The sequence below is a fragment of the Streptomyces lacaronensis genome, from assembly GCF_047337785.1.
In the GTDB taxonomy this organism is placed as follows: domain Bacteria; phylum Actinomycetota; class Actinomycetes; order Streptomycetales; family Streptomycetaceae; genus Streptomyces; species Streptomyces lycopersici.
Window position 1 is genome coordinate 8,902,314 of the sequence record NZ_JBLHDK010000003.1, and the last position, 25,854, is coordinate 8,928,167.

At 73.1% G+C, this 25,854-nt stretch carries 23 protein-coding genes; 9 read left to right on the forward strand and 14 right to left on the reverse strand.

Annotated elements, in window-relative coordinates:
• The first annotated feature begins 25 nt into the window (after positions 1-25).
• Positions 26-619 (forward strand): TetR/AcrR family transcriptional regulator, encoded by a 594-nt coding sequence (locus ACMTAK_RS38380; protein WP_413810413.1) that lies wholly within the window; start codon positions 26-28, stop codon positions 617-619.
• A 112-nt stretch (positions 620-731) separates the two neighbouring features.
• On the opposite strand, the gene ACMTAK_RS38385 is transcribed toward ACMTAK_RS38380, so the two are convergent.
• From ACMTAK_RS38385 to ACMTAK_RS38395, 3 genes are all read right to left on the reverse strand, one after another.
• Positions 732-1,946, reverse strand: coding sequence for an acyl-CoA dehydrogenase family protein (locus tag ACMTAK_RS38385; RefSeq protein ID WP_413810414.1), 1,215 nt, complete (start codon positions 1,944-1,946; stop codon positions 732-734).
• A 7-nt stretch (positions 1,947-1,953) separates the two neighbouring features.
• On the reverse strand, positions 1,954-2,976 hold the full coding sequence (locus tag ACMTAK_RS38390; RefSeq protein WP_413810415.1) for a phosphotransferase family protein: 1,023 nt from the start codon (positions 2,974-2,976) through the stop codon (positions 1,954-1,956).
• A gap of 240 nt (positions 2,977-3,216) precedes the next feature.
• Complete coding sequence (locus ACMTAK_RS38395) at positions 3,217-3,618, reverse strand: winged helix-turn-helix transcriptional regulator (protein WP_413810416.1); 402 nt, start codon at positions 3,616-3,618, stop codon at positions 3,217-3,219.
• A 119-nt stretch (positions 3,619-3,737) separates the two neighbouring features.
• Here ACMTAK_RS38395 and ACMTAK_RS38400 point away from each other — a divergent pair, with 119 nt between their 5' ends.
• The gene (locus ACMTAK_RS38400; protein WP_413810417.1) at positions 3,738-4,391 is read left to right on the forward strand and encodes an NADPH-dependent F420 reductase; all 654 of its coding nucleotides are present in this window, start codon (positions 3,738-3,740) and stop codon (positions 4,389-4,391) included.
• A gap of 180 nt (positions 4,392-4,571) precedes the next feature.
• Positions 4,572-5,498, forward strand: a complete 927-nt coding sequence (locus ACMTAK_RS38405; RefSeq protein WP_413810418.1) for an NADP-dependent oxidoreductase — start codon at positions 4,572-4,574, stop codon at positions 5,496-5,498.
• Positions 5,499-5,814: 316 nt separating this feature from the next.
• Here the strand turns inward: ACMTAK_RS38405 and ACMTAK_RS38410 are convergent, their stop codons facing one another.
• The 4 genes from ACMTAK_RS38410 to ACMTAK_RS38425 all read right to left on the reverse strand — a co-directional run bounded on the left by ACMTAK_RS38410 (position 5,815) and on the right by ACMTAK_RS38425 (position 7,897).
• Positions 5,815-6,153, reverse strand: a complete 339-nt coding sequence (locus ACMTAK_RS38410) for a DUF202 domain-containing protein (protein ID WP_413810419.1) — start codon at positions 6,151-6,153, stop codon at positions 5,815-5,817.
• A gap of 18 nt (positions 6,154-6,171) precedes the next feature.
• Positions 6,172-6,543, reverse strand: a complete 372-nt coding sequence (locus ACMTAK_RS38415) for a YidH family protein (protein ID WP_262703727.1) — start codon at positions 6,541-6,543, stop codon at positions 6,172-6,174.
• Between the two features lie 77 nt (positions 6,544-6,620).
• Entirely contained in the window at positions 6,621-7,157 is a 537-nt protein-coding gene (locus tag ACMTAK_RS38420) for an NUDIX domain-containing protein (RefSeq protein WP_413810420.1), read from the reverse strand.
• Between the two features lie 29 nt (positions 7,158-7,186).
• Positions 7,187-7,897 (reverse strand): hypothetical protein, encoded by a 711-nt coding sequence (locus ACMTAK_RS38425; RefSeq protein WP_413810421.1) that lies wholly within the window; start codon positions 7,895-7,897, stop codon positions 7,187-7,189.
• A gap of 312 nt (positions 7,898-8,209) precedes the next feature.
• On the opposite strand from ACMTAK_RS38425, the gene ACMTAK_RS38430 reads away from it, so the two are divergent.
• From ACMTAK_RS38430 to ACMTAK_RS38445, 4 genes are all read left to right on the forward strand, one after another.
• Positions 8,210-9,865, forward strand: a complete 1,656-nt coding sequence (locus ACMTAK_RS38430; RefSeq protein WP_413810422.1) for an FAD-binding dehydrogenase — start codon at positions 8,210-8,212, stop codon at positions 9,863-9,865.
• Between the two features lie 129 nt (positions 9,866-9,994).
• On the forward strand, positions 9,995-10,729 hold the full coding sequence (locus ACMTAK_RS38435; protein WP_256652562.1) for a molybdopterin-dependent oxidoreductase: 735 nt from the start codon (positions 9,995-9,997) through the stop codon (positions 10,727-10,729).
• Entirely contained in the window at positions 10,713-11,396 is a 684-nt protein-coding gene (locus tag ACMTAK_RS38440) for a cytochrome b/b6 domain-containing protein (RefSeq protein WP_413810423.1), read from the forward strand. Before ACMTAK_RS38435 ends, ACMTAK_RS38440 begins: the two co-directional genes overlap by 17 nt.
• 31 nt (positions 11,397-11,427) lie before the next feature.
• On the forward strand, positions 11,428-12,450 hold the full coding sequence (locus ACMTAK_RS38445; RefSeq protein ID WP_413810424.1) for a glycoside hydrolase family 6 protein: 1,023 nt from the start codon (positions 11,428-11,430) through the stop codon (positions 12,448-12,450).
• A gap of 24 nt (positions 12,451-12,474) precedes the next feature.
• On the opposite strand, the gene ACMTAK_RS38450 is transcribed toward ACMTAK_RS38445, so the two are convergent.
• Positions 12,475-14,445, reverse strand: coding sequence for a glycosyltransferase family 2 protein (locus tag ACMTAK_RS38450; RefSeq protein ID WP_413810425.1), 1,971 nt, complete (start codon positions 14,443-14,445; stop codon positions 12,475-12,477).
• Between the two features lie 278 nt (positions 14,446-14,723).
• On the opposite strand from ACMTAK_RS38450, the gene ACMTAK_RS38455 reads away from it, so the two are divergent.
• Positions 14,724-15,914 carry a glycosyltransferase gene (locus ACMTAK_RS38455; protein WP_413810426.1) on the forward strand — a complete coding sequence of 397 codons (1,191 nt, stop codon included), beginning with the start codon at positions 14,724-14,726 and terminating at the stop codon, positions 15,912-15,914.
• Positions 15,915-16,015: 101 nt separating this feature from the next.
• Here ACMTAK_RS38455 and ACMTAK_RS38460 read toward each other — a convergent pair whose 3' ends face one another.
• Entirely contained in the window at positions 16,016-16,981 is a 966-nt protein-coding gene (locus tag ACMTAK_RS38460; RefSeq protein ID WP_413810427.1) for an AraC family transcriptional regulator, read from the reverse strand.
• A gap of 162 nt (positions 16,982-17,143) precedes the next feature.
• On the opposite strand from ACMTAK_RS38460, the gene ACMTAK_RS38465 reads away from it, so the two are divergent.
• Positions 17,144-17,950 (forward strand): Rossmann-fold NAD(P)-binding domain-containing protein, encoded by an 807-nt coding sequence (locus tag ACMTAK_RS38465; RefSeq protein ID WP_413810428.1) that lies wholly within the window; start codon positions 17,144-17,146, stop codon positions 17,948-17,950.
• A 33-nt stretch (positions 17,951-17,983) separates the two neighbouring features.
• Here ACMTAK_RS38465 and ACMTAK_RS38470 read toward each other — a convergent pair whose 3' ends face one another.
• The 5 genes from ACMTAK_RS38470 to ACMTAK_RS38490 form a co-directional block, all read right to left on the reverse strand.
• Positions 17,984-20,536 (reverse strand): SpoIIE family protein phosphatase, encoded by a 2,553-nt coding sequence (locus ACMTAK_RS38470; protein ID WP_413810429.1) that lies wholly within the window; start codon positions 20,534-20,536, stop codon positions 17,984-17,986.
• Positions 20,537-21,255: 719 nt separating this feature from the next.
• Positions 21,256-22,197 (reverse strand): NAD(P)H-binding protein, encoded by a 942-nt coding sequence (locus tag ACMTAK_RS38475; protein ID WP_413810430.1) that lies wholly within the window; start codon positions 22,195-22,197, stop codon positions 21,256-21,258.
• A 2-nt stretch (positions 22,198-22,199) separates the two neighbouring features.
• Complete coding sequence (locus tag ACMTAK_RS38480) at positions 22,200-24,332, reverse strand: xanthine dehydrogenase family protein molybdopterin-binding subunit (RefSeq protein WP_413810431.1); 2,133 nt, start codon at positions 24,330-24,332, stop codon at positions 22,200-22,202.
• Positions 24,329-25,318, reverse strand: a complete 990-nt coding sequence (locus ACMTAK_RS38485) for an FAD binding domain-containing protein (protein ID WP_413810432.1) — start codon at positions 25,316-25,318, stop codon at positions 24,329-24,331. The genes ACMTAK_RS38480 and ACMTAK_RS38485 overlap by 4 nt, the downstream gene beginning before the upstream one ends.
• Positions 25,315-25,821 (reverse strand): (2Fe-2S)-binding protein, encoded by a 507-nt coding sequence (locus tag ACMTAK_RS38490; RefSeq protein WP_413810433.1) that lies wholly within the window; start codon positions 25,819-25,821, stop codon positions 25,315-25,317. The genes ACMTAK_RS38485 and ACMTAK_RS38490 overlap by 4 nt, the downstream gene beginning before the upstream one ends.
• Positions 25,822-25,854 lie beyond the last annotated feature (33 nt).

The window sequence follows — 25,854 nt, forward strand, 5'->3', positions numbered from 1 at the left end:
AAGAGGAAGAGAACGGGTGGCGACCATGGCCAGAGCGACGGACGGTGACGGACAGCCGGTGCCACAGCGGCTGCTGGCCGCTGCCACCCGCCTCTTCGCGGAGCGGGGCTACGACCGGACGTCCGTACAGGAGATCGTCGAGGCGGCGGGCGTCACCAAGGGCGCGCTCTACCACTACTTCGGCTCCAAGGACGATCTGCTCCACGAGATCTACGGCCGGGTGCTCCGGCTCCAGCAGGAGCGGCTGGACGCCTTCGCGGACGCCGACGCGCCGGTGGAGACGCGGCTGCGGGAGGCGGCGGCCGATGTCGTGGTCACCACCATCGAGAACCTCGACGACGCGACCATCTTCTTCCGGTCGATGCACCAACTCAGCCCGGAGAAGCACAAGCAGGTGCGCGTCGAGCGGCGCCGCTACCACGAGCGGTTCCGCGCGCTGATCGAGGAGGGGCAGCGGGCCGGGGTGTTCAGCTCCCGGACCCCGGCGGACCTGGTGGTGGACTACCACTTCGGCTCCGTCCACCACCTGGGCACCTGGTACCGGCCCGGCGGCCGCTGGGCCCCCCAGGAGGTCGCCGACCACCTGGCCGACCTCCTGATGCGCGCGCTACGGCCGTAAAACCAGCCCGTCCGGCGTTTGAGGACCGGGGGTCCGGGGGCGGAGCCCCCGGTTGCGGGAAGGGGCGGGGCGGGGAACAAACCCCACCCCGCCCCCACACCCACCGCCCCAGCTACACGTACCGCTTCAACTCCCGCCGCGCCAGCGACCGCTGATGCACCTCATCCGGACCGTCCGCCAGCCGCAACGTACGCGCGGCGGCCCACAGCTCGGCCAGCGGAAAGTCCTGGCTCACCCCACCCGCGCCATGCAACTGCACCGCCCGGTCCAGGATCTCCACCACCGTCCGCGGAGTCGCGATCTTGATGGCCTGGATCTCGGTGTGCGCCTCGCGGTTGCCCACCGTGTCCATCAGCCAGGCCGTCTTCAGCACCAGCAGCCGCAGCTGCTCGACCGCGACCCGCGCGTCCGCGATCCACTCGTGCACCTGCCCCTGCTGGGCGAGCGCCTTGCCGAACGCCTGCCGGGCCGCCGCCCGTCGGCACATCAGCTCGATACCGCGCTCGGCCATGCCGATCAGCCGCATGCAGTGGTGGATCCGGCCGGGGCCGAGGCGGGCCTGGGCGATGGCGAAGCCGCCGCCCTCCTCGCCGATGAGGTTGCCGACCGGCACCCGCGCCCGGTCGAAGACCACCTCGGCGTGGCCGCCGTGGTAGTGGTCCTCGTAGCCGTACACCCGCATCGCCCGACGCACCTCGACACCCGGAGTGTCGCGCGGCACCAGCACCATCGACTGCTGGCGGCGCACATCGGCGCCCTCCGGGTCGGTCTTGCCCATCACGATGAAGATCTTGCAGTCGGGGTTCATGGCCCCGGAGATGTACCACTTGCGCCCGGTGATGACGTAGTCGTCGCCGTCGCGCTCGATCCGGGTCTCGATGTTGGTCGCGTCGGACGAGGCGACCTCGGGCTCGGTCATCGCGAAGGCCGACCGGATCTCGCCGGCGAGCAGCGGCTCCAGCCACTGCTTGCGCTGCCGCTCGTCGCCGAACTGGGCGAGCACCTCCATGTTGCCGGTGTCGGGGGCGGCGCAGTTCAGGGCGGTGGGGGCCAGCTGGGGGCTGCGGCCGGTGATCTCCGCGAGCGGGGCGTACTGGAGATTGGTCAGCCCCGCGCCGTACTCGGCGTCGGGCAGGAAGAGGTTCCACAGGCCCTGGCGGCGGGCCTCGGCCTTGAGCTCCTCGACGATCGGCGGGGTCAGCCAGGGGGAGTCGAGGGCGGCCCGCTGCTCCTCGGCGACCGCCTCCGCGGGATGGACGTGCTCGTCCATGAAGGCGAGCAGCTTGGCGCGGAGCTCTTCGGTCCGGGCGTCGAATGCGAAGTCCATGACGGGATCAGCTCTCCTGGAGGGTGGTGAGGCCGTGGTCGATGAAGGCCGGGACGATGTCGCCGATGCGGTCGAAGCCCGCGCCGAGGGTCTGACCGAGGGTGTAGCGGTAGTGGATGCCCTCGAGGATCACCGCCAGCTTGAAGTAGGCGAAGGCGGTGTACCAGGAGACGCCGCCGACATCGCGCCCCGAACCCTCGGCGTAGCGCTGGATCAGCTCGTCCGTGGAGGGGTGGCCGGGGGCGCCCTGGGTGGAGGAGATGGGGGAGTCGGCGAGATTCGGATGACCGCTGTACATCACGATCAGTCCGAGGTCGGTCAGCGGATCGCCGAGCGTGGACATCTCCCAGTCGAGGATCGCGGTGATCCGGTCGTCGGCGTTCACCAGGACGTTGTCGAGGCGGTAGTCGCCGTGTACGACCGTGGGCGCGGGGGAGGCCGGGAGCGCCTTGGCGAGCCGGGTGTGCAGCTCGTCGATCCCGGCCAGCTCGCGGCTGCGCGAGGCGGTCAGCTGCTTGCCCCAGCGGCGCAACTGCCGCTCCAGGAACCCCTCCGGGCGCCCGAAGTCACCGAGCCCGACCTCGGCCGGGTCGACGGAGTGCAGCGCCACGAGCGTGTCGACGAGGGAGAGCACGACCTCCCGGGTGCGCTCCGGGCCGATGGCGGCGAGCTGCTCGGCGGTGCGGTACGGGGTGCCCTCGACGAACTCCATGACGTAGAAGGGCGATCCGATGACCGACTCGTCCCCGCACAGCAGCACCGGCTCCGGCACCGGCACGGCCGTCGGGTGCAGGGCGCTGATCACCCGGTGCTCCCGCGCCATGTCATGGGCGGTGGCGAGCACATGGCCCAGCGGCGGACGGCGGACCACCCAGCGCGACGTGCCGTCGGTGACGGTGTAGGTGAGATTCGAGCGGCCGCCTTCGATCAGCTCGGCCCTCAGCGGCCCGCGCACCAGCCCCGCGCGTTCGCGGTCGAGGTGGGCGCGGAGCCGTTCGAGGTCGAGCCCTGGGGGATTGCCTGCGTTCATCGAACCTCTCTCGTGCTCGTATGCGGGGAACGGGCGGGCCGTTCGTCCCGCTCATGATGCCGACCAGTCGGTATGTAGTCCAGTGGGTCTCGGGCGCGAGGCGTGTGACATGGCGGTTCGGGGGGTGACGAGGCGGGGCCCGGGGCGGGCACCGGGGCGGGCACCGGGCAGGGGGGCGGTAGGCCCTCGGCCGGTGCCCCGCCCTTACGGCCCCTGCCGTCCCTAGGGGTCCTGCCGCTCTTACGGGTCCTGCCGCCCTCGCCGCCGCTCGGCCCGCTCCTGGGCCTCGACCACCGCCTCCCCGTACTCCACCGACCAGGCACCGAGCGCCTCGACCGGCCCCAGCAGGGTCTCCCCGAGCGGGGTAAGCCCGTACTCGACCCGGGGCGGCGCCTCCGCGTACCGGTGCCGCTCCACCAGCCCGTCGTCCTCCAGGCGGCGCAGGGTGTCGTTGAGCACCTTCGCGCTGATGCCGCCGATGGCCTCGCGCAGCTCACCGGGGCGGCGCGGCCCCTCCCGCAGCCCGAAGATCACGACGGCGGTCCAGGTGCGGGCCAGCAGGTCGAAACCCAGCCGCGCCCGGCAGTCGGCGATGAATCCGTCCGGGGCGGTGGGCCGTGCCGTCGTCGCCGGTTCGCTCACTGATGACCTCCTGGCCGCTGTCCTGGCGCATCCGTCGCACACCGCACGGTGTGCGACGGACTTCCTAGTGTCGTCGCTCTCGGCAAGTGAGAACGACGGGCGAGAACGAGGAGACCGCGATGCGGATCGGAGTGCTGGGCACGGGCAATATGGCCGACGCGCTGGGAACCCAGTGGGCGCGGGCGGGCCACGAGCTGCTGATCGGCGGCCGCTCAAGGCCGAAGGCGGAGGCGCTGGCCGCGCGGATCGGCCACGGCGCGCGGGCGGGGAGCCCGCGCGAGGCCGCCGGATTCGGCGAGGTGACGCTGCTGGCGGTGGCGTACGAGGGCGTCGAGGCGGCCCTGGAGGCGGCGGGCGCGGCCGAGGGGACGCTGAGCGGCCGTGCGCTGATCGACTGCACCAACGCGATCGTCCCCGGCCGCTTCACCCTCGCCACGGACGGCGGACCGGGCATGGCCGAGCGGATCGCCGCACGGGCCGTCGGGGCGCGGGTCGTGAAGGGGTTCTGCCACTGCGCGGACGCGGTGTGGCGGATGACCCCGCCGGTCTTCGCCGACGGCCCGCTGGGGGTTCCGCTGTGCGGGGACGACGAGGGCGCCCTGGAGACCGTACGGGCCCTGGTCCGCGACATGGGCTGCGTACCGCTGGACGGCGGTGGTCTGGAGCGGGCCCGCCTGCTGGAATCCACCGTGGCGTTTCTGCTGGGCTTCTGGTTCGGCGGGGTGGAGCCGCGCGCCGCGCTGCCGCCGCTGGCGGTGCAGGGGCGGGCGTAGCGGGCGGGGGGTGGGCGCGCGGATGGGGTACGGATGGCTGTGGATTTGCGGTGGCGGTGGGCGAGCAGGAGCGTCGAAGGGGAGGAGCGGGCAAGAAGACGCCGGGACGGGGAACCCGCGAAGCCGCGAACGAAACCGTGAACCCGCGAACGGACCGCGAAGACCGCGAGGAGCACCACCATGAAGGCCATCAGCTACCGCCGCTACGGCGGCCCCGAGATCCTGGAGTACGGGGAGCGGCCGGAGCCCAAGGTCGGCCCCGACTCCGTGCTGATCAGGGTCAAGGCCGCCGCAGTGAACCCCGTCGACTGGAAGGCGCAGGCGGGATACCTCGAACCGGTCCTGGACGCGGTCTTCCCGGTCATCCCCGGCTGGGACGTCGCGGGGGTGGTGGAGCAGCCGGGCCCGGCGGTGACGGAGTTCCAGCCGGGTGACGAGGTGATCGGATACGTACGGGAGGACTTCCTCTCCCGGGGTACCTGCGCCGAGTACGTGGCCGCGCCCGTCCGCACCCTCGCCCGCAAACCGCGGAACCTCTCCTTCACGCAGGCCGCGGGCATCCCGCTGGCGGGTCTGACGGCGTACCAGTGCCTGGTGCGGGCGCTGAGGGTCGGCGAGGGCGACTCGGTGCTGGTGCACGCGGGGGCGGGCGGGGTCGGCTCGATGGCGGTGCAGCTGGCCCGGCACATGGGGGCGCGGGTGATCGGTACGGCGGGGGAGCGCAACCACGAGTATCTGCGGGCGCTCGGGGCCGAGCCGACCGCGTACGGGGACGGGCTCGCCGACCGGGTCCGCACCCTCGCCCCGAACGGGGTGGACGCCGTGCTCGACCTCGTCGGCGGCGACGCGCTCGCCGTCTCCTCCGAACTCCTCGCCCCCGAGGGCCGCCTGGCCTCGATCGCCGACCCCGCCGTCCTGGGCCTGGGCGGCCACTACGTCTTCGTCCGCCCCGACCCCAACGACCTCCAGGACCTCACCGACCTCGCCGAACGCGGCGCCCTCGGCGTCGAGGTCTCCGCGGTCTTCCCCCTCCAGAAGACGGCGGACGCGCAGCGTCTGAGCATGGAGGGCCATGTCAGGGGCAAGATCGCCATCACGGTGGACTGACCGGCGGACGCCCACGGCGGGCCGAGTCCCCGCCCCGCCCCTTTCCGAACCAGGGGGCTTCGCCCCTTGGGCCCCGTCTGGTGCGTGGGCCCGCCTCGGGCCCTGGGGTGTGCGGGGCCTTGTCCTCGGTCCTGCTGCGGGGCACCGGCGGGGTTGGGGTCCGGGGCGGAGCCCCGGTGGGGTCTAGGGGCGGAGCCCCTTGTATCGGGAAGGGGCGGGGTGGGGAATCGCCCGCCGCAGGCGTCCCCGCGCCGCACTCGTGCCCCCGGCCCCAGCCAGCTGGACCCCGCCCTGCCCAGCCCGCCCCCGCCCAGCCCTATCGCAACGTCGCCGCCCCCAGCGCCGCCAGCGCGACCGTGCAGGCGACCGCGGCCGCGGCCGCCCACGGGGACAGGGCGGGCGGCCGGGGCGCGTGCATGGCCCGGATGCGGTGGTGGGCCAGGGCCAGGAAGGCCAGCCAGGCCAGCACGACCAGGGCCAGGATCACGAGCGAGACCGGGTCGATACCGCTGTGCAGCGTCTGCCGACCCGCGAGCGAGGCGGCCACCGCGCACGCCAGCGTCGTACGGCGCCACGCCAGCCGCGTCCGCTCCGGCTGGAGGCCGGGGTCCCGGTCCCGCGTTCGGGCCCCGTCGAAGCCTTTCCCTTCCGGCATCGCCTCACACCTCCCGGCTCACCCGCCCCACCCGAAGGCGGCCACGATCACCATCAGCAGCGCGACCACCCCGACCGCGAGCCCCAGCACGATCGGGAAGCGGGACGCCGGCAGGTCCTCGCCGCGTCGCATGGCCCGCTCGCAGCGCACCCAGTGGCTGATGGCCCGCAGGGCGCACAGCGCACCGGCCGCCAGCAGCATGAGCGCCAACGCGAGCCGCAGTGGGCGGCCGGTCTCCGGGAGGAACTGGTCGACCGCGAATCCGCCGCCCACCAGCGCCATCGCGGTGCGCAGCCATGCCAGGAAGGTCCGTTCGTTGGCGAGCGAGAAGCGGTAGTCGGGGGTGCTGCCCTCCTCCCGCAGCCGCTCGGGCGCGAACCACAGCCGGATGTCCGAGACCGCTGAGAGGCGGCCACCGCCACGCGGCTCGGTGTGGCGGGAAGGCTCCGAGGGCCCGGACGTATCCGTCACCTTTCGACCTTCTCACGGCGCCACTGGGCCAGCCGCTGGTACGCCTCCCACCCGTCCGGCACCCACTCCCACTCCGGCAGCCGCCGCGTCAGCTCCTCCTCGGTGAGAAACGCGTGCCAGGCGACCTCCTCGGCTTGCGGATCGACCGGCAGCTCGCAGCGCACCTCGTAGACCCGGCTCCACCATGTGTGCTCGGGCGTCTCGTAGAGGAACGAGAACAGCGGTACGGGCTCGGGCAGCCCCCGCACCCCCAGCTCCTCCTCCGCCTCGCGCAGCGCCGCCTCGTCGTAGCCCTCGCCCGCGCCGACGACCCCGCCGACGAACATGTCGTACAGCGACGGGAAGACCAGCTTCTCGGCGGTGCGGCGATGGACGAAGATCCGGCCCTGGGCGTCCCGCGCCTGGACGAAGACGCAGCGGTGGCGGAGCCGGTGGGCCATGGCGTCACCGCGTCGTGCCTGGCCCACCACGCGATCCCGCTCGTCCACGATGTCCAGCAGTTCGTCGGCGGAAAGCGGTTCCTGATCAGGCATACCGCCATACAAGCAGATCGGGGGCGCGGTCAGCGCCGGTGTCCACCGCCGTAGCCGCCCCCGTACTCGCCGCCATAGCCCCCGCCATGGCCGTTCCCGCCGCCGTAGCCGTTTCCGCCGCCATATCCGCCGCCCTGGCCCTGCCCCTGGCCCTGCCCGTACGGCCCGGAGCCGCCGTCCTGGCCGCGCTGCCTGGCCTGCTGCTCGGCCCAGCTGTCGAACGCCTCCACCGCGTCCTGCCAGTCGTCGTACTGCCCCGGTCCCCGCGACGACCAGCCCGGCCAGGACGGGGTGGAGCGGCCCTTGCCGGACGACGACGCCGCGGGCTTGTCCGCCGCGGAGTCGCCCGCCGGGGCCTGGGCCGTCGGCTGGGCGGCGGCCGGTGGCTGCGGCTCGGGCTTCTCGGCGCGGGCGCCGCGCAGCGGGGTCTCGCCCGCCGCCGCCTCGGCGTATGGGACGGCATGGCTCTCGGGCTCGTCCGGCGCGGCCGTCGAGCTGTCGTGGCCGGAGGCGGCCGTCGCCTGGCGGGCGTCCTTGCCCATGAGCATGAAGAGCGCGGTGGCGGCGCCGGTGGCCGACAGCAGAATCGCCCCGGCGGCCGCCTTGCGGCGGTTGTCCACCGGGCGGCGGCGGGCGTGCCGGGGCCCGATCACCTCGCCGCGGAGCACCTGGGGTGCCTCGTCCGCGTCCGGCGCCGCTAAGAGGGGCTGTGGGCCGGGCGTGATGAGCGTCGGGTTCACCACACGACGTTCGACATCGGGCCTCGGCCCTGAGTGCTCAACGGAGCGGTCAGCCATGGTCGATGATGATGCCCGGTTGGCCGAACCGTGTCCAATGTCGGTGAACGATTGTGACCTTTTGTTCCACGCCCAGGTTGCGCGGAGCGAGTTGGCCGTCCGGCACGGGGACGGCAGCGGCCGGAAACCGCTCCCACACCCCGGGTTGACGCCGTACTGGCCGGTAGGCAGGATCGGCGGTCATGGCTCCGGCGGTACACCGTCGGCACACCGCCGGTGGCCGTCGGAGGGCTCACGAGAACGGGACACCACACCATGGCGTATGACGCGGATGTCATCGTGGTCGGCGCGGGGCTCGCGGGCCTCGCGGCCACCGCCGAACTGGCCGACGCCGGCCGTAAGGTGATCCTGCTCGACCAGGAGCCCGAGCAGTCGCTCGGCGGCCAGGCCCACTGGTCCTTCGGCGGTCTCTTCCTCGTCGACTCACCCGAGCAGCGCCGCCTGCGGATCCGTGACAGCCACGAACTCGCCTGGCAGGACTGGCTGGGCACGGCCGGGTTCGACCGCGAGGAGGACCACTGGCCGCGCCGCTGGGCCGAGGCGTACGTGAACTTCGCGGCGGGCGAGAAGCGGTCCTGGCTGCACGCCCAGGGGCTGCGGCTGTTCCCGCTGGTCGGCTGGGCCGAGCGCGGCGGTTACGACGCCACCGGGCACGGCAACTCCGTGCCCCGCTTCCACATCACCTGGGGCACCGGACCCGGCATCGTGGCCCCCTTCGAACGGCGGGTGCGGGCGGCCGCCGCCCGCGGCCTGGTCGAGCTGCGCTTCCGGCACCGGGTGACGGGGCTGGCCCGCAGCGCGGGCACGGTCGACACCGTCACCGGCGACATCCTGGAGCCCAGCCAGGCCGAGCGCGGCTCGCCCAGCAGCCGCGAGGTCACCGGCGCCTTCGAACTGCGCGCCCAGGCCGTGATCGTCACCTCCGGCGGCATCGGCGGCAACCACGACCTCGTCCGCGCCAACTGGCCCGAGCGGCTCGGCTCCCCGCCCGAGCGGATGATCTCCGGGGTCCCGGCCCATGTGGACGGCCATATGCTCGGCATCGCCGAGGGGGCCGGCGGACGGATCATCAACCGCGACCGGATGTGGCACTACACCGAGGGCATCCAGAACTGGAACCCCATCTGGCCCCGGCACGGCATCCGCATCCTGCCCGGCCCGTCCTCCCTGTGGTTCGACGCGCGTGGCAAGCGGTTGCCGGTGCCGCTGTTCCCCGGCTTCGACACTCTCGGCACGCTCGAGCACATCATGCGGACCGGCCACGACCACACCTGGTTCGTGCTCACCCGGAAGATCATCGAGAAGGAGTTCGCGCTCTCCGGCTCCGAGCAGAACCCGGATCTCACCGGCAAGAGCGTCCGCGGTGTGATCGGCCGCGGGCGGGCCGGGGCGCCGGGCCCGGTCCAGGCGTTCATGGACCACGGCGCGGACTTCATCGTCGAGCGGTCGCTGCCGGCGCTGGTCCGGCGGATGAACGAGCTCACCGAGGAGCCGCTCATCGACGAGGCCGAACTGCGCCGGGAGATCGTCGCCCGGGACCGCGAGATCGCCAACCCCTACACCAAGGACCTCCAGGTCACCGCCCTGCGCGGCACCCGCAAGTACATCGCCGACCGGCTCATCCGCACCGCCGCCCCGCACCGCGTCCTCGACCCCAAGGCGGGCCCGCTGATCGCCGTGCGGCTGCACATCCTGACCCGTAAGACGCTCGGCGGCCTGGAGACGGACCTCTCCTCCCGCGTGCTGACCGAGGGCGGCGAACCGCTGCCCGGCGTCTACGCGGCCGGTGAGGCGGCGGGCTTCGGCGGCGGCGGAGTGCACGGCTACCGCTCCCTGGAGGGCACCTTCCTGGGCGGCTGCCTCTTCTCGGGCCGTACGGCGGGCCGCGCGGCGGCCGAGGCGGTGGGGTAGGTGGGTAGGTCGGGGAGACGGTAGTGGCGTAACCCCCTCGTGCGCCGCTCGCTCCCGGAGTCTTACCGAAGTCTGACGAATCCCGGCAGGAGATGGCGCACCACCCCCGCCCGGTGCTCTCATCAATCCATGGACCCCAACACCGGTGCCGGATCGGACGGCGACGGCACGCCCGTCGGCCGGCGCCTCGTCCTCGGCATGCTGGGCCTCGGCGCGGGCGCGATGGCCGCGGCCCCCTGGCTCCAGGGCCGGCTGGAGACCGCCCTGGGCGCGGTGGCCGACAAGGACCCGACGGGGGTGACCGGACTCCTCCCCAACGGCGGCGGCTTCCGCTACTACTCCGTCACCTCCTCCGTGCCCCACAAGGACGCCGACAGCTACCGCCTCACCGTCGACGGACTCGTCGACAAGCCCGGCGCGTACCGCCTCGCCGATCTGCGCGCGCTGCCGCAGACCCGCCTGGTGCGCGACGTCCAGTGCGTCACCGGCTGGCGGGTGCCCGAGACCCCGTTCGAGGGGGTGCGGCTGTCGGCGCTGCTGGACGCCGCCGGAGTGCGCCGAGGGGCCAAGGCGGTCCGCTTCACCTGCTTCGACGGCGCGTACAGCGAGAGCCTGACCCTCGATCAGGCGCGGCGGCCGGATGTGCTGGTCACGCTGAAGCTGCGGGACAAGCCGCTCGGCCACTCCCACGGCGGGCCGGTGCGGCTGTATGTGGCGCCGATGTACTTCTACAAGTCGGCGAAATGGCTCTCCGGTATCACCGTCACCGATGAGGTGCGGCCCGGCTATTGGGAGGAGCGGGGCTATGACGTCGACGCCTGGGTCGGCAGGTCGAACGGACGCGACGATGACCCCACCGCCTGAGCGGACGACGACCCCTCCGCCCCGGGCCGGGGAGCGGGACGGCGGCTCCCGGGTGCTCCGGTTCAGCCCCGCCGAGCGCTGGATCCACCGCACCACGGCCCTCCTGCTGGGCGCGTGCGTGGTCAGCGCGGCCTGTCTCTATCTGCCCGCGCTCGCCGAACTCGTCGGCCGGCGCGAGCTCGTCGTCACCGTCCATGAGTGGACCGGCGTCCTGACGCCCCTCCCGGCCCTGCTCGGCCTCGTCTCCCGCGCCTTCCGCGCCGATCTCACCCGTCTCAACCGCTTCGGCCCGCACGACCGCCGCTGGCTGCGCGCGGCGCTGCGGCGCGACCACCGGCCCCAGGAGCGTCCGGCGGGGAAGTTCAACGCCGGGCAGAAGCTGTACGCGGGGTACATCGCGGGCGCGGTGCTGGTGATGGCGGGCACCGGGCTGCTGATGTGGTTCACCGGTCTGGCCCCGCTGGTGTGGCGCACCAGCGCCACCTTCGTCCACGACTGGCTGGCGCTGGCCATCGGCATCGTCCTGCTCGGCCATATCGGCAAGGCGCTCGCCGATCCGGAGGCGCGGCGCGGGATGCGCACGGGCCGGGTCGAGCGGGCGTGGGCGGCCCGGGAGCACCCCCTGTGGCGTACGGACGAGGACGCGCGGGAGCGCCGAGACCGCTGAACCCGTGACACCCGGTGCCATGATTCGTCGCATGCGAGAGAAAGGTGCAAGAACAAGCGTTATGCGGCTTTGGCTGCATGCCGCCGTATGCCTCGCGGTGATGCTTCCGCTGAGTGGATGCCGCATGTTCGAGTCCCCGCTGCGGCGCGGCGGGCTCTGGGTGAACCCGGACAGCCCCGCCGCCCGGCAGGCTCATGAGAGGGAACACGAGGGAAAGAACGGCGACGCCGCGCTCATCCGGCAGATCGCCCAGCAGCCGGTCGCCGAATGGTTCGGCCCCGCGCCGCCCCGGGAACGGGCCCGCTCCATCACCGAATCGGCGGCGCGGACCGGGTCCACCCCGGTTCTGGTGGCCTATCACATCCCGTACCGCGACTGTGGGCGGTACTCGGCGGGCGGCGCGCGGAACCGCGCGGCCTACCGGTGGTGGATCGAGCAGTTCACGCTCGGCATCGGCGATCGCAGGGCGATCGTCGTCCTGGAGCCCGACGCGGTGGCCCAGCTGGTCGACGGCTGTGTGCCGCGCAGGCTGCGCAAGGCCCGGCTGGAGATGCTCCGCGACGCGGTCGCCCTGTTCGCCGCGCTGCCCCACGTCCAGGTGTACCTGGACGCGGGGAACCCGAGCTGGATCAAGAACCCCGCCCGGCTGGCGCGGCCGCTGCGCGACGCCGGTATCGAGCAGGCGGACGGCTTCGCGCTGAACGTCTCCAACTTCCAGCCGACCCGCCGCACCAAGGCGTACGGACACCGGCTCTCCACCGCCCTCGACAAGGCCCACTTCATCATCGACACCAGCCGCAACGGCAACGGCCCGCTGCGGGCCCGCGGCGCGGCCCGGCACGGCATCCGGGCGCGGGACCGCTGGTGCAACCCGCCGGGGCGGGCGCTGGGCGAGCCGCCCAGTACCCACACCGGGGACCCCCTCGTGGACGCCTATCTGTGGATCAAACGGCCCGGGGAGTCCGACGGCACCTGCAACGGCGGCCCTCCGGCGGGCCACTGGTGGACCAAGTACGCCCTCGACCTGGCCCGTAACGCCCCCCACCGCCACTGAGCGCTCCGCCGGAAGTGCCCTGACCTACGGTCGATCGGCCGCGGCGCCGTCGTGGCCGGTCGCCCACGCGGCGGAGCCGCACATCGACACAGCCGCGGCGGAGCCCGCATCGACACAGCCCCGGGCCCCTTCGGGGCGCCTGTCCTTCGGTGTCGCGCGGGGGCTGGTCGCGTCGCGCGCCGTCGGCACCGTGCCACGCGCCGGACGCTTCCGGCCGCGGCGCAGCAGCCCCACCGACCAGATCGCCACCGGAGCCAGACACAGGGCCAGGGCGAGCACCGCCCACACCCGCATCACCGCATGGGTGTGACCCAGGAAGAACGAGCCGACCAGCGAGGAGCCGAACACCCCCGCCCACAGCAGATGGATACGGAACGTGGAGAGCCGGTCGGGGCTGGACGAGTCGCCCTTGGGCGTGACCACGAACCGGCTGGTGCGCCGCAGCACCGCGTCGCACAGTGACTTGGCGTAGATCGGCGCGGACAGCGCCGAGAGCAGCATCCCGGCCAGCCCGCCGGAGCCCTCCGGCTCGTGCGGGGAGACGTTGTGCCGCCGGTTCCAGACGTACAGCCCGATCTGGAGCATCGCCGCGTCGCTGTAGAGCATCATCCACATCTCGGCCGGGATGTGGATCCCGGCGGCGCCCAGCACCAGGAACAGCGCGCACGACAGCGCGGAGAGGAGCCAGTTGACCGCGGTCATCGGGTAGTACGCGATCATCAGCGAGTAGTTCAGCAGCTTGCCCGGCGACAGGGTGAACGGGCCCTTCCAGAACTGCTTGAGCACGGTCTCGTAGGTGCCGCGGCTCCACCGCATCTGCTGGGTGAAGAAGTCCGTCCAGGTGCTCGGCCCCTCGCCGACCGCGAGCACATCGGGGGTGTAGACCGAGCGCCACTTCTTCCGGGTCGCCGGGTTGCGGTGGCGGTGCAGCTCGAAACCGGTGGCCATGTCCTCGGTGATCGAGTCGTACAGCCCGCCGATCGAGCGCAGCGCGCTGATCCGTACCGCGTTGTTGGTGCCCACGAACATCGGACCGCCATAGGCGTTTCCGGCCCGCTGGATCAGCGCGTGGAAAAGGAACTGCTGGCTTTCGGCGGCCTTGGTGACCGGGGTGTCGTAATTCCCGTAGACCTGCGGGCCGACCACGAAGGCGATATCCGGATCCCGGAAGTAACCCAGCATGCGCTCCAGGAAGTTGGGCAGCGGCACATGGTCGGTGTCCACACACGCCATGAATTCATAACCGTCGCCGTGCGCGTCCAGCCAAGCGTTGTAATTCCCGTGCTTGGTCCGCGCCCGGAAAGCGCCCTTCGGCTGATTCCACTTCTCGATGCCCTTGCGCGAGAAGTGCCGTACGCCCAGCCGCTCGCACAGCGCCTTGACCTCGTCGTCGTCCCCCTCGTCGAGCAGCCAGACGTCCAGCGGCCCGGTGTGCCGGATCCGTACCGCCCCCTCCAGCGTGGCCCGGACCATGGCGATCGGCTCCTTGCCGGGCACGAAGCTGGTCAGGAACGCCACCCGGGTCCCAGGCGTGGCCACCACCGGCACCGGATCCCGCGCCACCAGCGTGGCATGGGCGTTGGAGACGACCGTGAACAGGCGAAACCCCTCGATCAGCGCGATCGAGACCAGCATCGACAGATCCGCCGCCCGCTGCCACCCCGGCGCGTAGGCGCGCTCCACCCAGTGGTCCGGGTGCAGCAGCCACAGCAGCAGCACCGCCGAGCACACCGGCGCCGCGCACAGCAGCAGCGCGGCACGGACCCGGTGCGGCTCCTGCGCCAGCAGGCTCCGGCAGCGCACCCGGTAGGGGCGGTCCGCCGGGGGCTCGGTCAGCGGGCCCGCCAGTTCGCTGTACCGCTTGTACTCGTACACCGGAGCGGGACGGTGGTGCGGGACGCGGGAATCCGACGCGGTACGCGCGGGCGGCGGCCCGGCTACGGCGCGTGCGGTGGTTTTCCGGGGGGAATCTCTGACGGGGGTCGGTGCAGACATCTGGGCACTCCCGCGGGGCTGGCTCGAACCGAATATCGCGCCACGATGACCCATACGGGCCATATTCATCAGGTCATCGCGCGAGATGAGAAGGTAACAATCCCACGGGGGCATGAGCGTGCACATCGGATATTCGGCGCGCCATTGTTGGCGGCCCGTGAGGCATCCACTCCAACGGCCCAGCGGCGCGCGTCTTACGTGATTTACATCCCGCCGTCTGGCAGGGTCGGCACCGATCGAAGGCCATCGGAATACGGAGGATGGGGCGCAGTCGCCCGATGAGAGTCCTGCACATCATCTCCCGCCTCGGGGCCGGAGGAGCCGAACAGCAACTGCGGCTGCTGCTGCGCCATATGCCGGTCCGCTGTGACGTCATCGCCCTCTCGGGTCCCGGCGCCAGCGCGCACGGCATCCGCGCGGACGGCATCCCGGTCACCCATCTGCCCCTGGGCGGCGGGCACGAACGGCAGCTCACCACCGTGCCCAGGCTGGTGCGGATCATCCGGTCCGGCGGCTACGACCTGGTGCACACCCATCTGTACCGGGCGTGTGTGCTCGGCCGGATCGCCGCCCGGCTGGCCGGGGTGCGGGCGGTCATCGCCACCGAACACAGCCTGGGTGAGCGGCGGATCGACGGCCGTCCGCTCAACTCCGCGCTCCGCGCCCGCTATCTCGCCGCCGAGCGGCTGGGCTCGGCGACCGTCGCCGTCTCGGCCGCCGTGGCCGACCGGCTGCGCGACTGGGGCGTGCCCAACCGCCGGATCCATCTGGTGCCCAACGGGATCGACGCCCGCCACTTCCGCTTCGAGCCGACCGCCCGGGCGGCCGCTCGCGCCCGGCTCGGCATCCCCGACCGGGCCTTCGTGGTCGGCGGGGTGGGACGCCTGGTGGCGGACAAGCGGTTCGACACGGCGGTGCGGGCCGTCGCCGAGGTGCCGGACGCCCGGCTGCTGCTGGTCGGCGAGGGCCCGGAGCGCCCCGCCCTGGAGGACCTGGCCGCCCGGCTCGGCGCGGCCGACCGGGTCCGGCTGCTGGGGGAGCGCGACGGCGCGGTGGCCCCGGCCGACGACCGGCCCGCGGGGCTGCCCGCGCTGCTGGCCGCCATGGACGTCCTGGTCTCACCGTCCGCCGAGGAGGCGTTCGGCCTCGCGGCACTGGAGGGGCTCGCTGCCGGGCTGCCGGTGCTGCACGCCGTCTGCCCCGCCCTCGAGGAACTGCCCGACGGCGCCGCGCCCGGCGCCCGCCGTATCGCCCCCGGCCCGGCCGCCCTCGCCGCCGCCTTGCGCGCGCAGGCCGCCCAGGGCCCGCTGCGCTTCCCGGTCCCGGACGCCGTCGACCGCTACGACATCGCCCGCGCCGCCCGCCGCCTGATGGACCTCTACGACCGCACCACCACCTGCGGCCCGGACGGCTGCCTGCGGGTGCCGCCGGTCAGCCGCATGCCGCGGCGCGGCGCGCCCGCGGGCTGAGACGGCCCATCCGACGGGGGATCAGCCGTGTGGCGCGGACCCGCGGTCGCCGTCGGGGGCCGGGACCAGGCCGCGCGGCGGCTCCGGCACATGCCGAGGAGTCAGCTTTTGCCGCCCGGAGCGTCGGCCACGCTCAATGCCGATGCGCGGTGTGCCCGCGGGCTCAGGCCGCGCTCGCGCTTGAAGGCGGCGCTGAGGGCGAACGCGCTGCCGTAGCCGACCCGCCGGGCCACCGCCGCCAGGGTGTGCTCCGGATCCCGGAGCAGATCCGCCGCGAGCGCCAGCCGCCAGCCGGTCAGATACGCCATGGGAGGCTCGCCCACCAGCGCGGTGAAGCGGCGGGCCAGCGCCGCCCGCGAGACACCGGCCTCGGCGGCGAGCCCGGCAACCGTCCACGGATGGGCCGGGTTGTTCTGGAGCAGCCGCAGGGCGCGGCCCACCACCGGGTCGCCCAGCGCCCGGTACCAGCCAGGCGCCCCGGCCTCCGGCCGGGAGAACCAGGCCCGCAGCACCGAGATCAGCAGCAGATCCAGCAGCCGGTCCAGGACCGCCTCCTGCCCGGGCTCGTCCTTGACGATCTCCTCGCCGAGCCAGGGCATCAGGGGGCAGTCCCACACCCCGCCGTCCAGGCACAGCAGCGGGGGCAGCGCGTCCAGCAGCCGCCCGCTGATCTCCCCGTCCAGCAGATAGCTGCCGATGAGCATCACGGCCGAGCCGTCCGGGCTGTTGCCCCAGGTGCGCACCCCCAGCGCCATCGCCTCGGCCAGATCGACGCCGTCCGCCGTGCGGCACACCTCACCGGGGAGGATCCACGCCCGCGGCGCGGTGGCGGGGTCGCCGGCCACCGTGTAGGGATCCGGGCCGCGCGCGATCGCCACGTCGCCCGGGCGCAGCCGCACCGCCTCGCCCGCGTCCGGCACCACCCACGCCTCGCCGCGCGCCATGGTCATCACGCACAGCGGGGCCCGGTCCTCGATCCGCACCGCCCAGGGCGGTTCCATCACGACCCGCAGCAGAAAGGCCCCCCGGGCCCGCGGGCCGTCCAGCAGACTCGCCAGCGCGTCCATGGGGCACAGCGTAGACGCTCGCGCATGCGGTGGAGCCTCTCGGCCATGGCCCGTCTCACCTGCCGCGAGTTGACTGGCCGTATGACGACACAGCCCACGCGATCACAGCCCACGCGATCACAGCCCACGCGATCACGGTCCACAGAGCGCACGACCGCCCTGGTGCTCGGCGGCACCGGCAAGACCGGCCGCCGGGTCGCGGACCGGCTGAGCCGGGCCGGGCACCCGGTGCGGATCGGTTCCCGGTCCGGCGAGACGCCGTTCGACTGGGAGGACCCGGGCACCTGGGAGCCCGCGCTGGACGGGACCGCCGCCGCGTACATCGCCTACTACCCCGATGTCTGCGACCCGGGGGCCGCCGCCACCCTCCGCGCCTTCGCCGAACTGGCGGCCGAGCGGGGCACCCGGCGGCTGGTGCTGCTCTCCGCCCGGGGTGTGGAGGCGGCGCTGCCCGCCGAGGAGGCGGTGCGGGTGCCGGGTGTGGCGGCGACCGTGCTGCGGGCGAGTTGGTTCTTCCAGAACTTCGGCGAGGGCATTCTGCGCGACGGGGTGCTCGACGGTGAGATCGTCTTCCCGGCCGGGTACGTCAAGGAGCCCTTCGTGGACGCCGACGACATCGCCGAGGTCGCGGTCGCGGCGCTGACCGGGGACGTGCCCGGAGACCGGACGTACGAGATCACCGGGCCGAGGCTGCTGACCTTCGCCGAGGCGGCCGCGGAGATCGCCGGGGCGACGGGCCGCGCGGTGCGCTATGTGCCGGTCTCCGCCGGGAGTTACGGGGCCGCGCTGGTGCGCGACCACGGGCTGCCGGACGAGCTGGGGGCGTTTCTGACCGAGCTCTTCGCCACCTTGCTGGACGGGCGCAACGCGCATCTGACGGACGACGTCCGTCGCGTCCTGGGCCGTGCGCCCCGAGACTTCGCGGACTACGCGCGACAGGCAGCGCGGGGCGGGGTCTGGACCGGCTGAAGCGCGACGGACACCGATGCCCGCCGCGGGGCGTCAGGGGAGTGGCTGTTCGGTCCAGATGCACTTGCCGGTGGGCGTGTAGCGGGTGCCCCAGCGCTGGGAGAGGGCCGAGACCAGCTGGAGTCCGCGCCCGCCCTCGTCGGTCTCCGAGGCATGGCGGATCCGGGGGGTGGTCAAGGAGCCGTCGGTCACCTCGCAGATCAGCCCCTCGCCCCGCAGCATCCGCAGCTCGACGGGGCCCCTGCCGTGCCGGATCGCGTTCGCGACCAACTCGCTGACCAGCAGCTCCGCGGTGGGGGTGAGTGGGTCCAGCTCCCAGCGGGTCAGCTGGTCCCGGACGTGATCGCGCGCCTCGCCCGCGGCGATCGGCCCCTCGGACAGCGGCCAGGCGGCGATGTGGTCGGGGGCGAGCGCATGGGTGCGGGCGATGAGCAGTGCCGCGTCATCGGCGGTGAGCTGCTTCTCCGGCAGCAACTCGGCCAGCACCTCGTCGCACAGCCGCTCCAGCGACGCGTTCTCGCCCCGGTCTCCGTCGGGCCAGGCCTCCCCCGGGCCGGGTACGCGGGCCGCGCTGGACAGCGCGCTCGCCAGGTGCCGCATCCCGCGGTCGATGTCCCGGGCGGCGGATTCCACCAGACCGTCGGTGTACAGCACCAGCAGACTGCCCTCCTCCAGACTCACCTCGGTGGTCTCGAACGGCGGCTGGGCGGCGCCCAGCGGCGGATCGGGGGCGCCGCCGGCGAAGCGGACCGGGTGGCCGGGGCGTACGACGGCCGGCGGTGGATGTCCGGCGCTGGAGAAGACGCAGGTGGCACCGACCGGGTCGTACACGGCGTACAGGCAGGTCGCGTAGAGGTCGTCGCCCAGCTCGCTCACCACGTCGTTGAGCCGGGTGAGCAACTCGGCGGGCGGGAACTCCAATTCGGCCAGGGTGCTCACGGCGGTGCGCAGCCGGCCCATGGTGGCCGCCTCGGACAGCCCGTGACCCATCACATCGCCGATGACCAGGGCCACCCGGGCGCCGGACAGCGGGATCACGTCGTACCAGTCACCGCCCACGTCGATGCCCTCGCTGGCGGGCAGATAGCGTGCGGCGGTGGTGACCGAGGACAGCCACGGCAGAGCACGGGGCAGCAGCCCCCGCTGGAGCTCCTTGGCCCGGTTGTGCTCCATGTCGTACAGCCGGGCGCGCTCGATGGCCTGCCCCATCAGTCCGCTGAGCGCGGTGAGCAGGGCCCGCTCCTCCGCGTCGAGCCGGCGCGGCTCGGCGAAGGCGACCACCGAGCAGCCGATGTTCCGGCCGGAGACGATCAACGGCAGAAAGGCCCATGCCTGCTTCTCGGCCGCGGCGGGGCGCCCGGCCATGCCGGGATAGCGTGCGGTGTACTCCTCGGCCGACTCGACGAAGGCCGGCGCCCCGGTCCGATACACCTCCGAGACCGGCGATACTTCATGGATCGAGGCCCCGTCGATCGACTCCAGGAAGGGCCGCGGATAGCCGACGGCCCCGGCGATCCGGATCACGTCGCCCTCGATGAGCTGTACCACCATCCCCGAGGCGCCGAACGGCGGCAGCACCCGGTCGGCGATGGCGTTCACCACGTCGCGCATCGTCAGCGCCTGCGCGAGGGCGTTGGTCAGCTCGCCGATCCGCGCGGTGCGCTCGGCCGCCGCGTGCTCGGCCGCGGCCCGCTCCGCCTCCCGCGCCCGGCTCGCGGTGATGTCGGCGGCGTAGACCGTGAGCCCGTTCGGCACCGGGACCAGCCGCATGGAGTACCAGCGCTGATTGGTGGGCCAGCGCACCTCGAACCCGACCGGGGTGCCGCTCTCGGCGGCCCGCCGGTAGCGGCTTTGCAGGCCCGGCTCGGCCTCGTCGACGCTCAGCCGCGCGAAGGCGTCCCACAGCGTCCGGCCGAGAGTCGTCCGGGCGGCGCCGAGCAGCCGCTCCGCCTCGCCGTTGACGAAGGTGATGCGCCAGTCGCCGTCGACCGCGAAGAACGCGTCGCTCATATGCCAGAGCGCCTGGCTCACCTGGTCGTCCGCCAGCAAGGTGCCGGTGCCGCCCCGGTCCGGGTCCGGGTCCCGGTCCGGGTCCCGGTCGGGAGGGTCCTCCCGCAGCCGCAGGGCGGCCCACGCGGCCAGCGCCTCGACGGCCGCCCACCGCTCCGGTGCGGGCCGCTCGGCCGGGACCAGCAGCACCGACATCGCGCCGGTGACCCCCTCCGGAGTGATCAGCGGAACCGCCAGCAGCCCGCTTCCGGCGGGTAGCGGCGGGCCCGTGCCGTCCCCACCACCGAGGGCCGGCGCCCACACCGATGTGCCCTGGGCCATCGCGCGGGCCGGGGCGCTGGCGCCGGCCGACTCGACCTCCGCCCAGTCCCGGGCGACCGGACGGATCAGCCCGTGCACCGCCGTGAGCAGCGGCGACCGGGCGCCGGGGCCGCGCAGATGCACCATGCCGCCGAGACCGCCGGTCTCCGTCACGGCGTGGTCGAGTGCGAATCCGAGCAGATCGGGGCCGCTCAGCCCGTCACCCGCTTCGGTGATCATGCGTATCCGAGCGGCGATGGCGTCGTCCATGCCCATGGGGAAAATTTACTCCCTTAGGGGTATATGCATGGGAGTGTGCCAGGAGGTGTCCGGCGGATCTTGAGGCCTGCGGCGAGCTGCTCCCCTCCCCGCCCCTACCCGAATTCCGGAACTCCGCCCCAAACCCGCAACCGGGGCTCCGCCCCAGACCCCGTAACCGGGGCTTTGCCCCCGAGCCCGTTGCCGGGGCTCCGCCCCCGAACCCGTTGTCGGGCTCCGCTCCAGACTCCCGTGACCGGGGCTCCGCCCCAGACCCTGTAACCGGGGCTTTGCCCCCGAGCCCGTTGCCGGGGCTCCGCCCCCGAACCCGTTGTCGGGCTCCGCTCCTGACTCCCGTGACCGGGGCTCCGCCCCAGACCCTGTAACCGGGGCTTTGCCCCCGAGCCCGTTGCCGGGGCTCCGCCCCCGAACCCGTTGTCGGGCTCCGCTCCTGACTCCCGTGACCGGGGCTCCGCCCCAGACCCCGTAACCGGGGCTCCGCCCCTGACACCCGTTACCGGGGCTCCGCTCCCGAACCCCCGCAACTGGGGCTCCGCCCCAGACCACACGGGGTCCGGGGCGCAGCCCCGGTAACGGGAAGGGGCGGGGAGGGGAAAGCTTCGATACGCGGCTCCGCCGCGTGGTCCGTCGGAGACCCCGTAGCGGGCCGGGCGGCGGGCGACCGGGGTCAGCGAGGACCGGACGGGCAGTGTGCCGCGGTGCGGGTCCGACCAGGGTCACCACGGCGCACCGCTGCTCCCGGCCGCGTTCGTGAACAGCCCAAGGTGCTCGCGGGCGTACTCCCGCACCCCGGTCGCGGGCCTTCCCGTGATCGTCTCGATGTCGTCGGTCCAGCGGTCGTAGCGGTTCTCCGCGTGCAGCCGCGCCATCGTGGCGAGGTGGTCGAAGAGGTGGTCGGGCAGGCCCAGAGCCTTCAGGTGGTGGTTGACCCATGCCTCGTAGGAGACGTCCACATAAGCGACCGGCCGGCCGAGCGCGTCGGCGAACTCCGCGGCCATGGTGGTCATGTCGACGGAGGCCGGGCCGGTCAGATGGTAGGTCCTGCCGATGTGCGAGGAGGGGTCCACCAGGATCGCCGCCACCACCGCGGCGACGTCCCGCGCCGCGACCGGGGAGGTGCGCCCGGTGCCGAACGGCAGCTGGATCGTGCCCTCCTCGGCGATGGAGCGGTAGACGAAGACCGAGAAGAGCGGATTCTCCAGGAAGACGGTGGGCCGGAGATGGGTGACGGGCAGCCCGGACCAGTTGAGCGCCTGCTCCGCCAGCCAGTGCTCCCGCTGCTGCGTGGACTCCGAGGTGCTGGTGAGGTCCATCTGGGAGACGGTCATCTGCGACATGTTGACCAGCGCGTCCAGCCGCGCGTAGTCGCGGGCGACCGCCGCCGTGGTCATCGTCGCCTCCAGATACTTCGGCGACACGCTCATGCCGAAGTACATCCGCCCGCAGCCGTCCAGCGCGCGGGCCACGTCCGGGGCGCGGGTCAGATCGCCCGCCACCACCTCCGCGCCCGTGGCGCGCAGGGCCTCGGCCCGCTCGTCCTCCCGGTGGACCATGGCGCGCACGGGCAGCTCGCGGCGGCGCAGTTCCTCGACCACGGTACGGCCGACGGACCCGGTACCGCCCGCGGCGCCGGTCACCAGGATCGGTGGATCGGGCATGGCTAGGACACGAGCTTGTCGAGGGTGATGGGCAGTTCGCGGATCCGGACACCGGTGGCGTGGTGCACGGCGTTGGCGATGGCCGCCGCGGTACCCGTGATGCCCACCTCGCCGAGGCCCTTGGCCCCCATCGGGTTGGTGTACGGATCGGACTCGTCCAGCCAGTGGGCCTCGACCGAGTGGACATCGGCGGCGGAGGCGATGTGGTACTGGGCGAAGTCCTGGTTGACCACATGGCCGAACCGCGGGTCCAGCACGCTGTGTTCGTACAGCGCCATCGAGATGCCCTGGGTCATTCCGCCGATCAGCTGGGAGCGGGCCGTCTTGGGGTTGATGACCCGGCCCACGTCGAACATCCCCAGCAGCCGCGCCACCCGCACCTCGCCGGTGTCCTCGTCCACCCATACCTCGGCGAACTGGGCGCCGAAGCTGTGCATCGCGAAGCGCTCGGCCTCCGGATTGCCGCCGGGCAGCTCCGCGGTGACCTCCAGCCCCTCCGACGGCGCGATACCGCCGTGCTCGGCCTGGAGCCGGGCCCGCAGCCGGTCCGCCGCCTCCCAGATCGCGGTGCCCCAGCTGTTGATGCCCGCCGAGAACCCGGCGACCGACGCGGTCGGCAGCGCCGTGTCCCCGATCCGCATCTCCACCTGCCCGACCGGGACGCTCAGCGCGTCCGCAGCGATCTGGGTGAGCGCCGTCCAGGTGCCGGTGCCCAGGTCGGCGGCGGCGATCCGGACCGTGTAGTGGCCGTCCGGGGCGAGCCGGATCGTGGCCGCGTTGCCGGGGAAGCGGGGGGAGGGGTACGTCGAGGCGGCCACGCCGGTGCCCACCAGCCAGCGGCCCTCGCGCCGCGACCGGGGAACCGGGTCGCGGTGGTCCCAGCCGGCCCGGCGGGCGCCCTCGCGCAGACAGCCCGTCAGATGGCGGCTGGAGAACGGCAGCCCGGATTCCGGATGCACCTCCGGCTCATTGCGGATCCGGAACTCCACCGGGTCGAGACCGCAGGCGATCGCCATCTCGTCCAGCGCCGACTCCAGCGCGAACATCCCCTGTGCCTCACCCGGCGCCCGCATGATCGTCGGCACCGGGACATCCAGCGGGGCCAGCCGGTGGGTGGTGCGCCGGTGCGGCGCCGCGTACATCATCCGGGAGCAGACGCCCACCTGCTCCGCGTACCCCTTGGCCCGGGCGGTCTGCTCGATCACCTCGTGGGAGAGCGCGGTCAGCCTGCCGTCCCGGCCGGCGCCCAGCCGGATCCGCTGGATCGACGCCGGGCGGTAGCCGACCAGGGCGAACATCTGCTGCCGGGTCAGGGAGAACTTGACCGGCCGCCGGACCATCCGGGCCGCCATCGCGGCGAGCACGGCGTACGAGTGGGGGTAGACCTTCGAGCCGAACGCGCCCCCGACATGAGGGGAGATCACCCGCACCCGCCCCGGCTCCACCCCCAGCACCCCGGAGATCAGGGCCTGGCTCATGGAGGCGCCCTGGGTGGAGCAGCGCACGATCAGCTCACCGTCCTGCCAGGTGACCACGGCGGTATGCGGCTCCATCGGGTTGTTGTGGTACATCGGCGTGGAGTACGTGACGTCCACCATGGTCGGCGAGGCCGCCAGCGCCGTATCGACGTCCCCGAGCACACTGTCGGCGGGCGAGCCGTCCTGGAGCTCTCCGTCGCCCGAGCCGAAGGTCGCGGCGTGCACCGGGGAGTAGAGGTCGCCACGGTCGGCGCGCAGCTCCACATCGGGGGGCCGGCTCTCGTAGTCCACGCGGACGAGCCCCGCCGCGCGGCGCGCGGTCTCCAGGCTCTCGGCCACCACCGCCCCGATGAACTGGCCGCGCCAGGCGACCTCGTCGGACTGGAGCACCGCGAGCTCCGGATCCTCGGGCCGGGTCAGTGTGGGGGCGTTGAGGTGGCTGAGCACCGCCAGCACCCCCGGCTCCGCCTCCGCGAGCGCGCTGTCCACCCCGGTGACCCGCCCGGCGGCGATCGTGGACTGCAGCGGATACAGATAGACGGGCTGGTCGAGGGGCCATTCATAGGCGTAGGTGGCGGTGCCGGTGACCTTCTGCACACCGTCGATACGGTCCATCGGGACGCCGATGGCGCGGGGGCGTGCCGTGACGTCGCTCATCGCGCCTCCTCCAGCAGCTCCAGCAGGGTGCTGACCATCGTGTTGCGGGCGAGCGGAACCTTGAAGGCGTTGCCCGGCAGCGGCCGTGCCGCGGCCAGCTCGGCGGCGGCCGCGTCCACGAAGCTCTCCCGCGTGGCGGGCGCGCCGCGCAGCACCGCCTCGGCGGTGGTGGCCCGCCAGGGCTTGTGCGCCACCCCGCCCAGCGCGACGCGGGCGTCCCGTACCGCCCCGTCGGTGACCTCCAGCGCGGCGGCGACCGAGACCAGCGCGAAGGCGTACGAGGCGCGGTCGCGCACCTTGCGGTAGCGGGAGCGGGTCGCGGCGTGCGGGGGCGGCAGCTCCACCCCGGTGATCAGCTCACCGCGCTCCAGGACGGTGTCGCGGTCGGGGGTGTCCTCCGGCAGCCGGTGCAGCCGGGTCAGCGGGATCCGCCGCTCGGCGGCCGGGCCGGTCACCGTCACCACCGCGTCCAGCGCGGCCAGCGCGACGGCCATGTCGGAGGGGTGGGTGGCCACGCAGACGGGGGAGGCGCCCAGGATCGCCATATCGCGCTGATGGCCCTCCATCGCCGAGCAGCCCGAGCCCGGTATGCGCTTGTTGCAGGGGGTGGTGACGTTCTGGAAGTACGGGCAGCGGGTGCGCTGGAGCAGATTGCCGCCGGTGGTGGCGAGGTTGCGCAGCTGGCCCGAGGCGCCCGAGAGCAGCGCCTGGGAGAGCACCGGATAGCGCCGCCGGACCCGCGGGTCGGCGGCCAGATCGCTGTTGGGCACCGCCGCCCCGATCCGCAGACCTCCGTCGGGCAGCTCCTCGATCCGGTCCGAGGTGAGCCGCCGGACGTCGATCAGCACCTCCGGGGTCGTCACCTCGAGGCGCATCAGATCGACCAGATTGGTGCCCCCGGCCAGATAGGCCGCCTCGGCCTCCCTCACCAGGGTGGCGACGGCCGTCGGCACCTCGTCGGCGCGTTCGTAGCGAAAGGGCTTCATCGGTGAGCCACCTCCGCGATCGCCGGGACGATGTTCGCGTACGCGGCGCAGCGGCACAGATTGCCGCTCATCCGCTCGGCGATCTCCTCGTCGTCGAGCACCACATCGGTGGCGCCCGGGTCCTTGCTCACGGCGCTGGGCCAGCCCTCCCCGGCCTCCTGGAGCATCCCGGCCGCGGAGACGATCTGACCGGGTGTGCAGTAGCCGCACTGGAAGGCGTCATGGGCGATGAACGACCGTTGGAGCGGATGCAGCTCACCGTCGGTGAGCCCGGCCGCCGTGACGATGTCCGAGCCCTGGTGGGCGACGGCCAGTGCGAGGCAGCCGAGGATCCGGCGGCCGTCGAGCAGCAGAGTGCAGGCGCCGCACTGTCCGTGGTCGCAGCCCTTCTTGGGGCTGGTGTTCCCCAGCTGTTCGCGCAGGGCGTCCAGCAGCGTCGTACGGGTGTCGACGGTGAGGCGGTGCTCGGTCCCGTCCACTCGGAGCTCGATCTCGAGGTCCATGTTCCCTACCCTTGATCGTCGTCCTTCGGAACG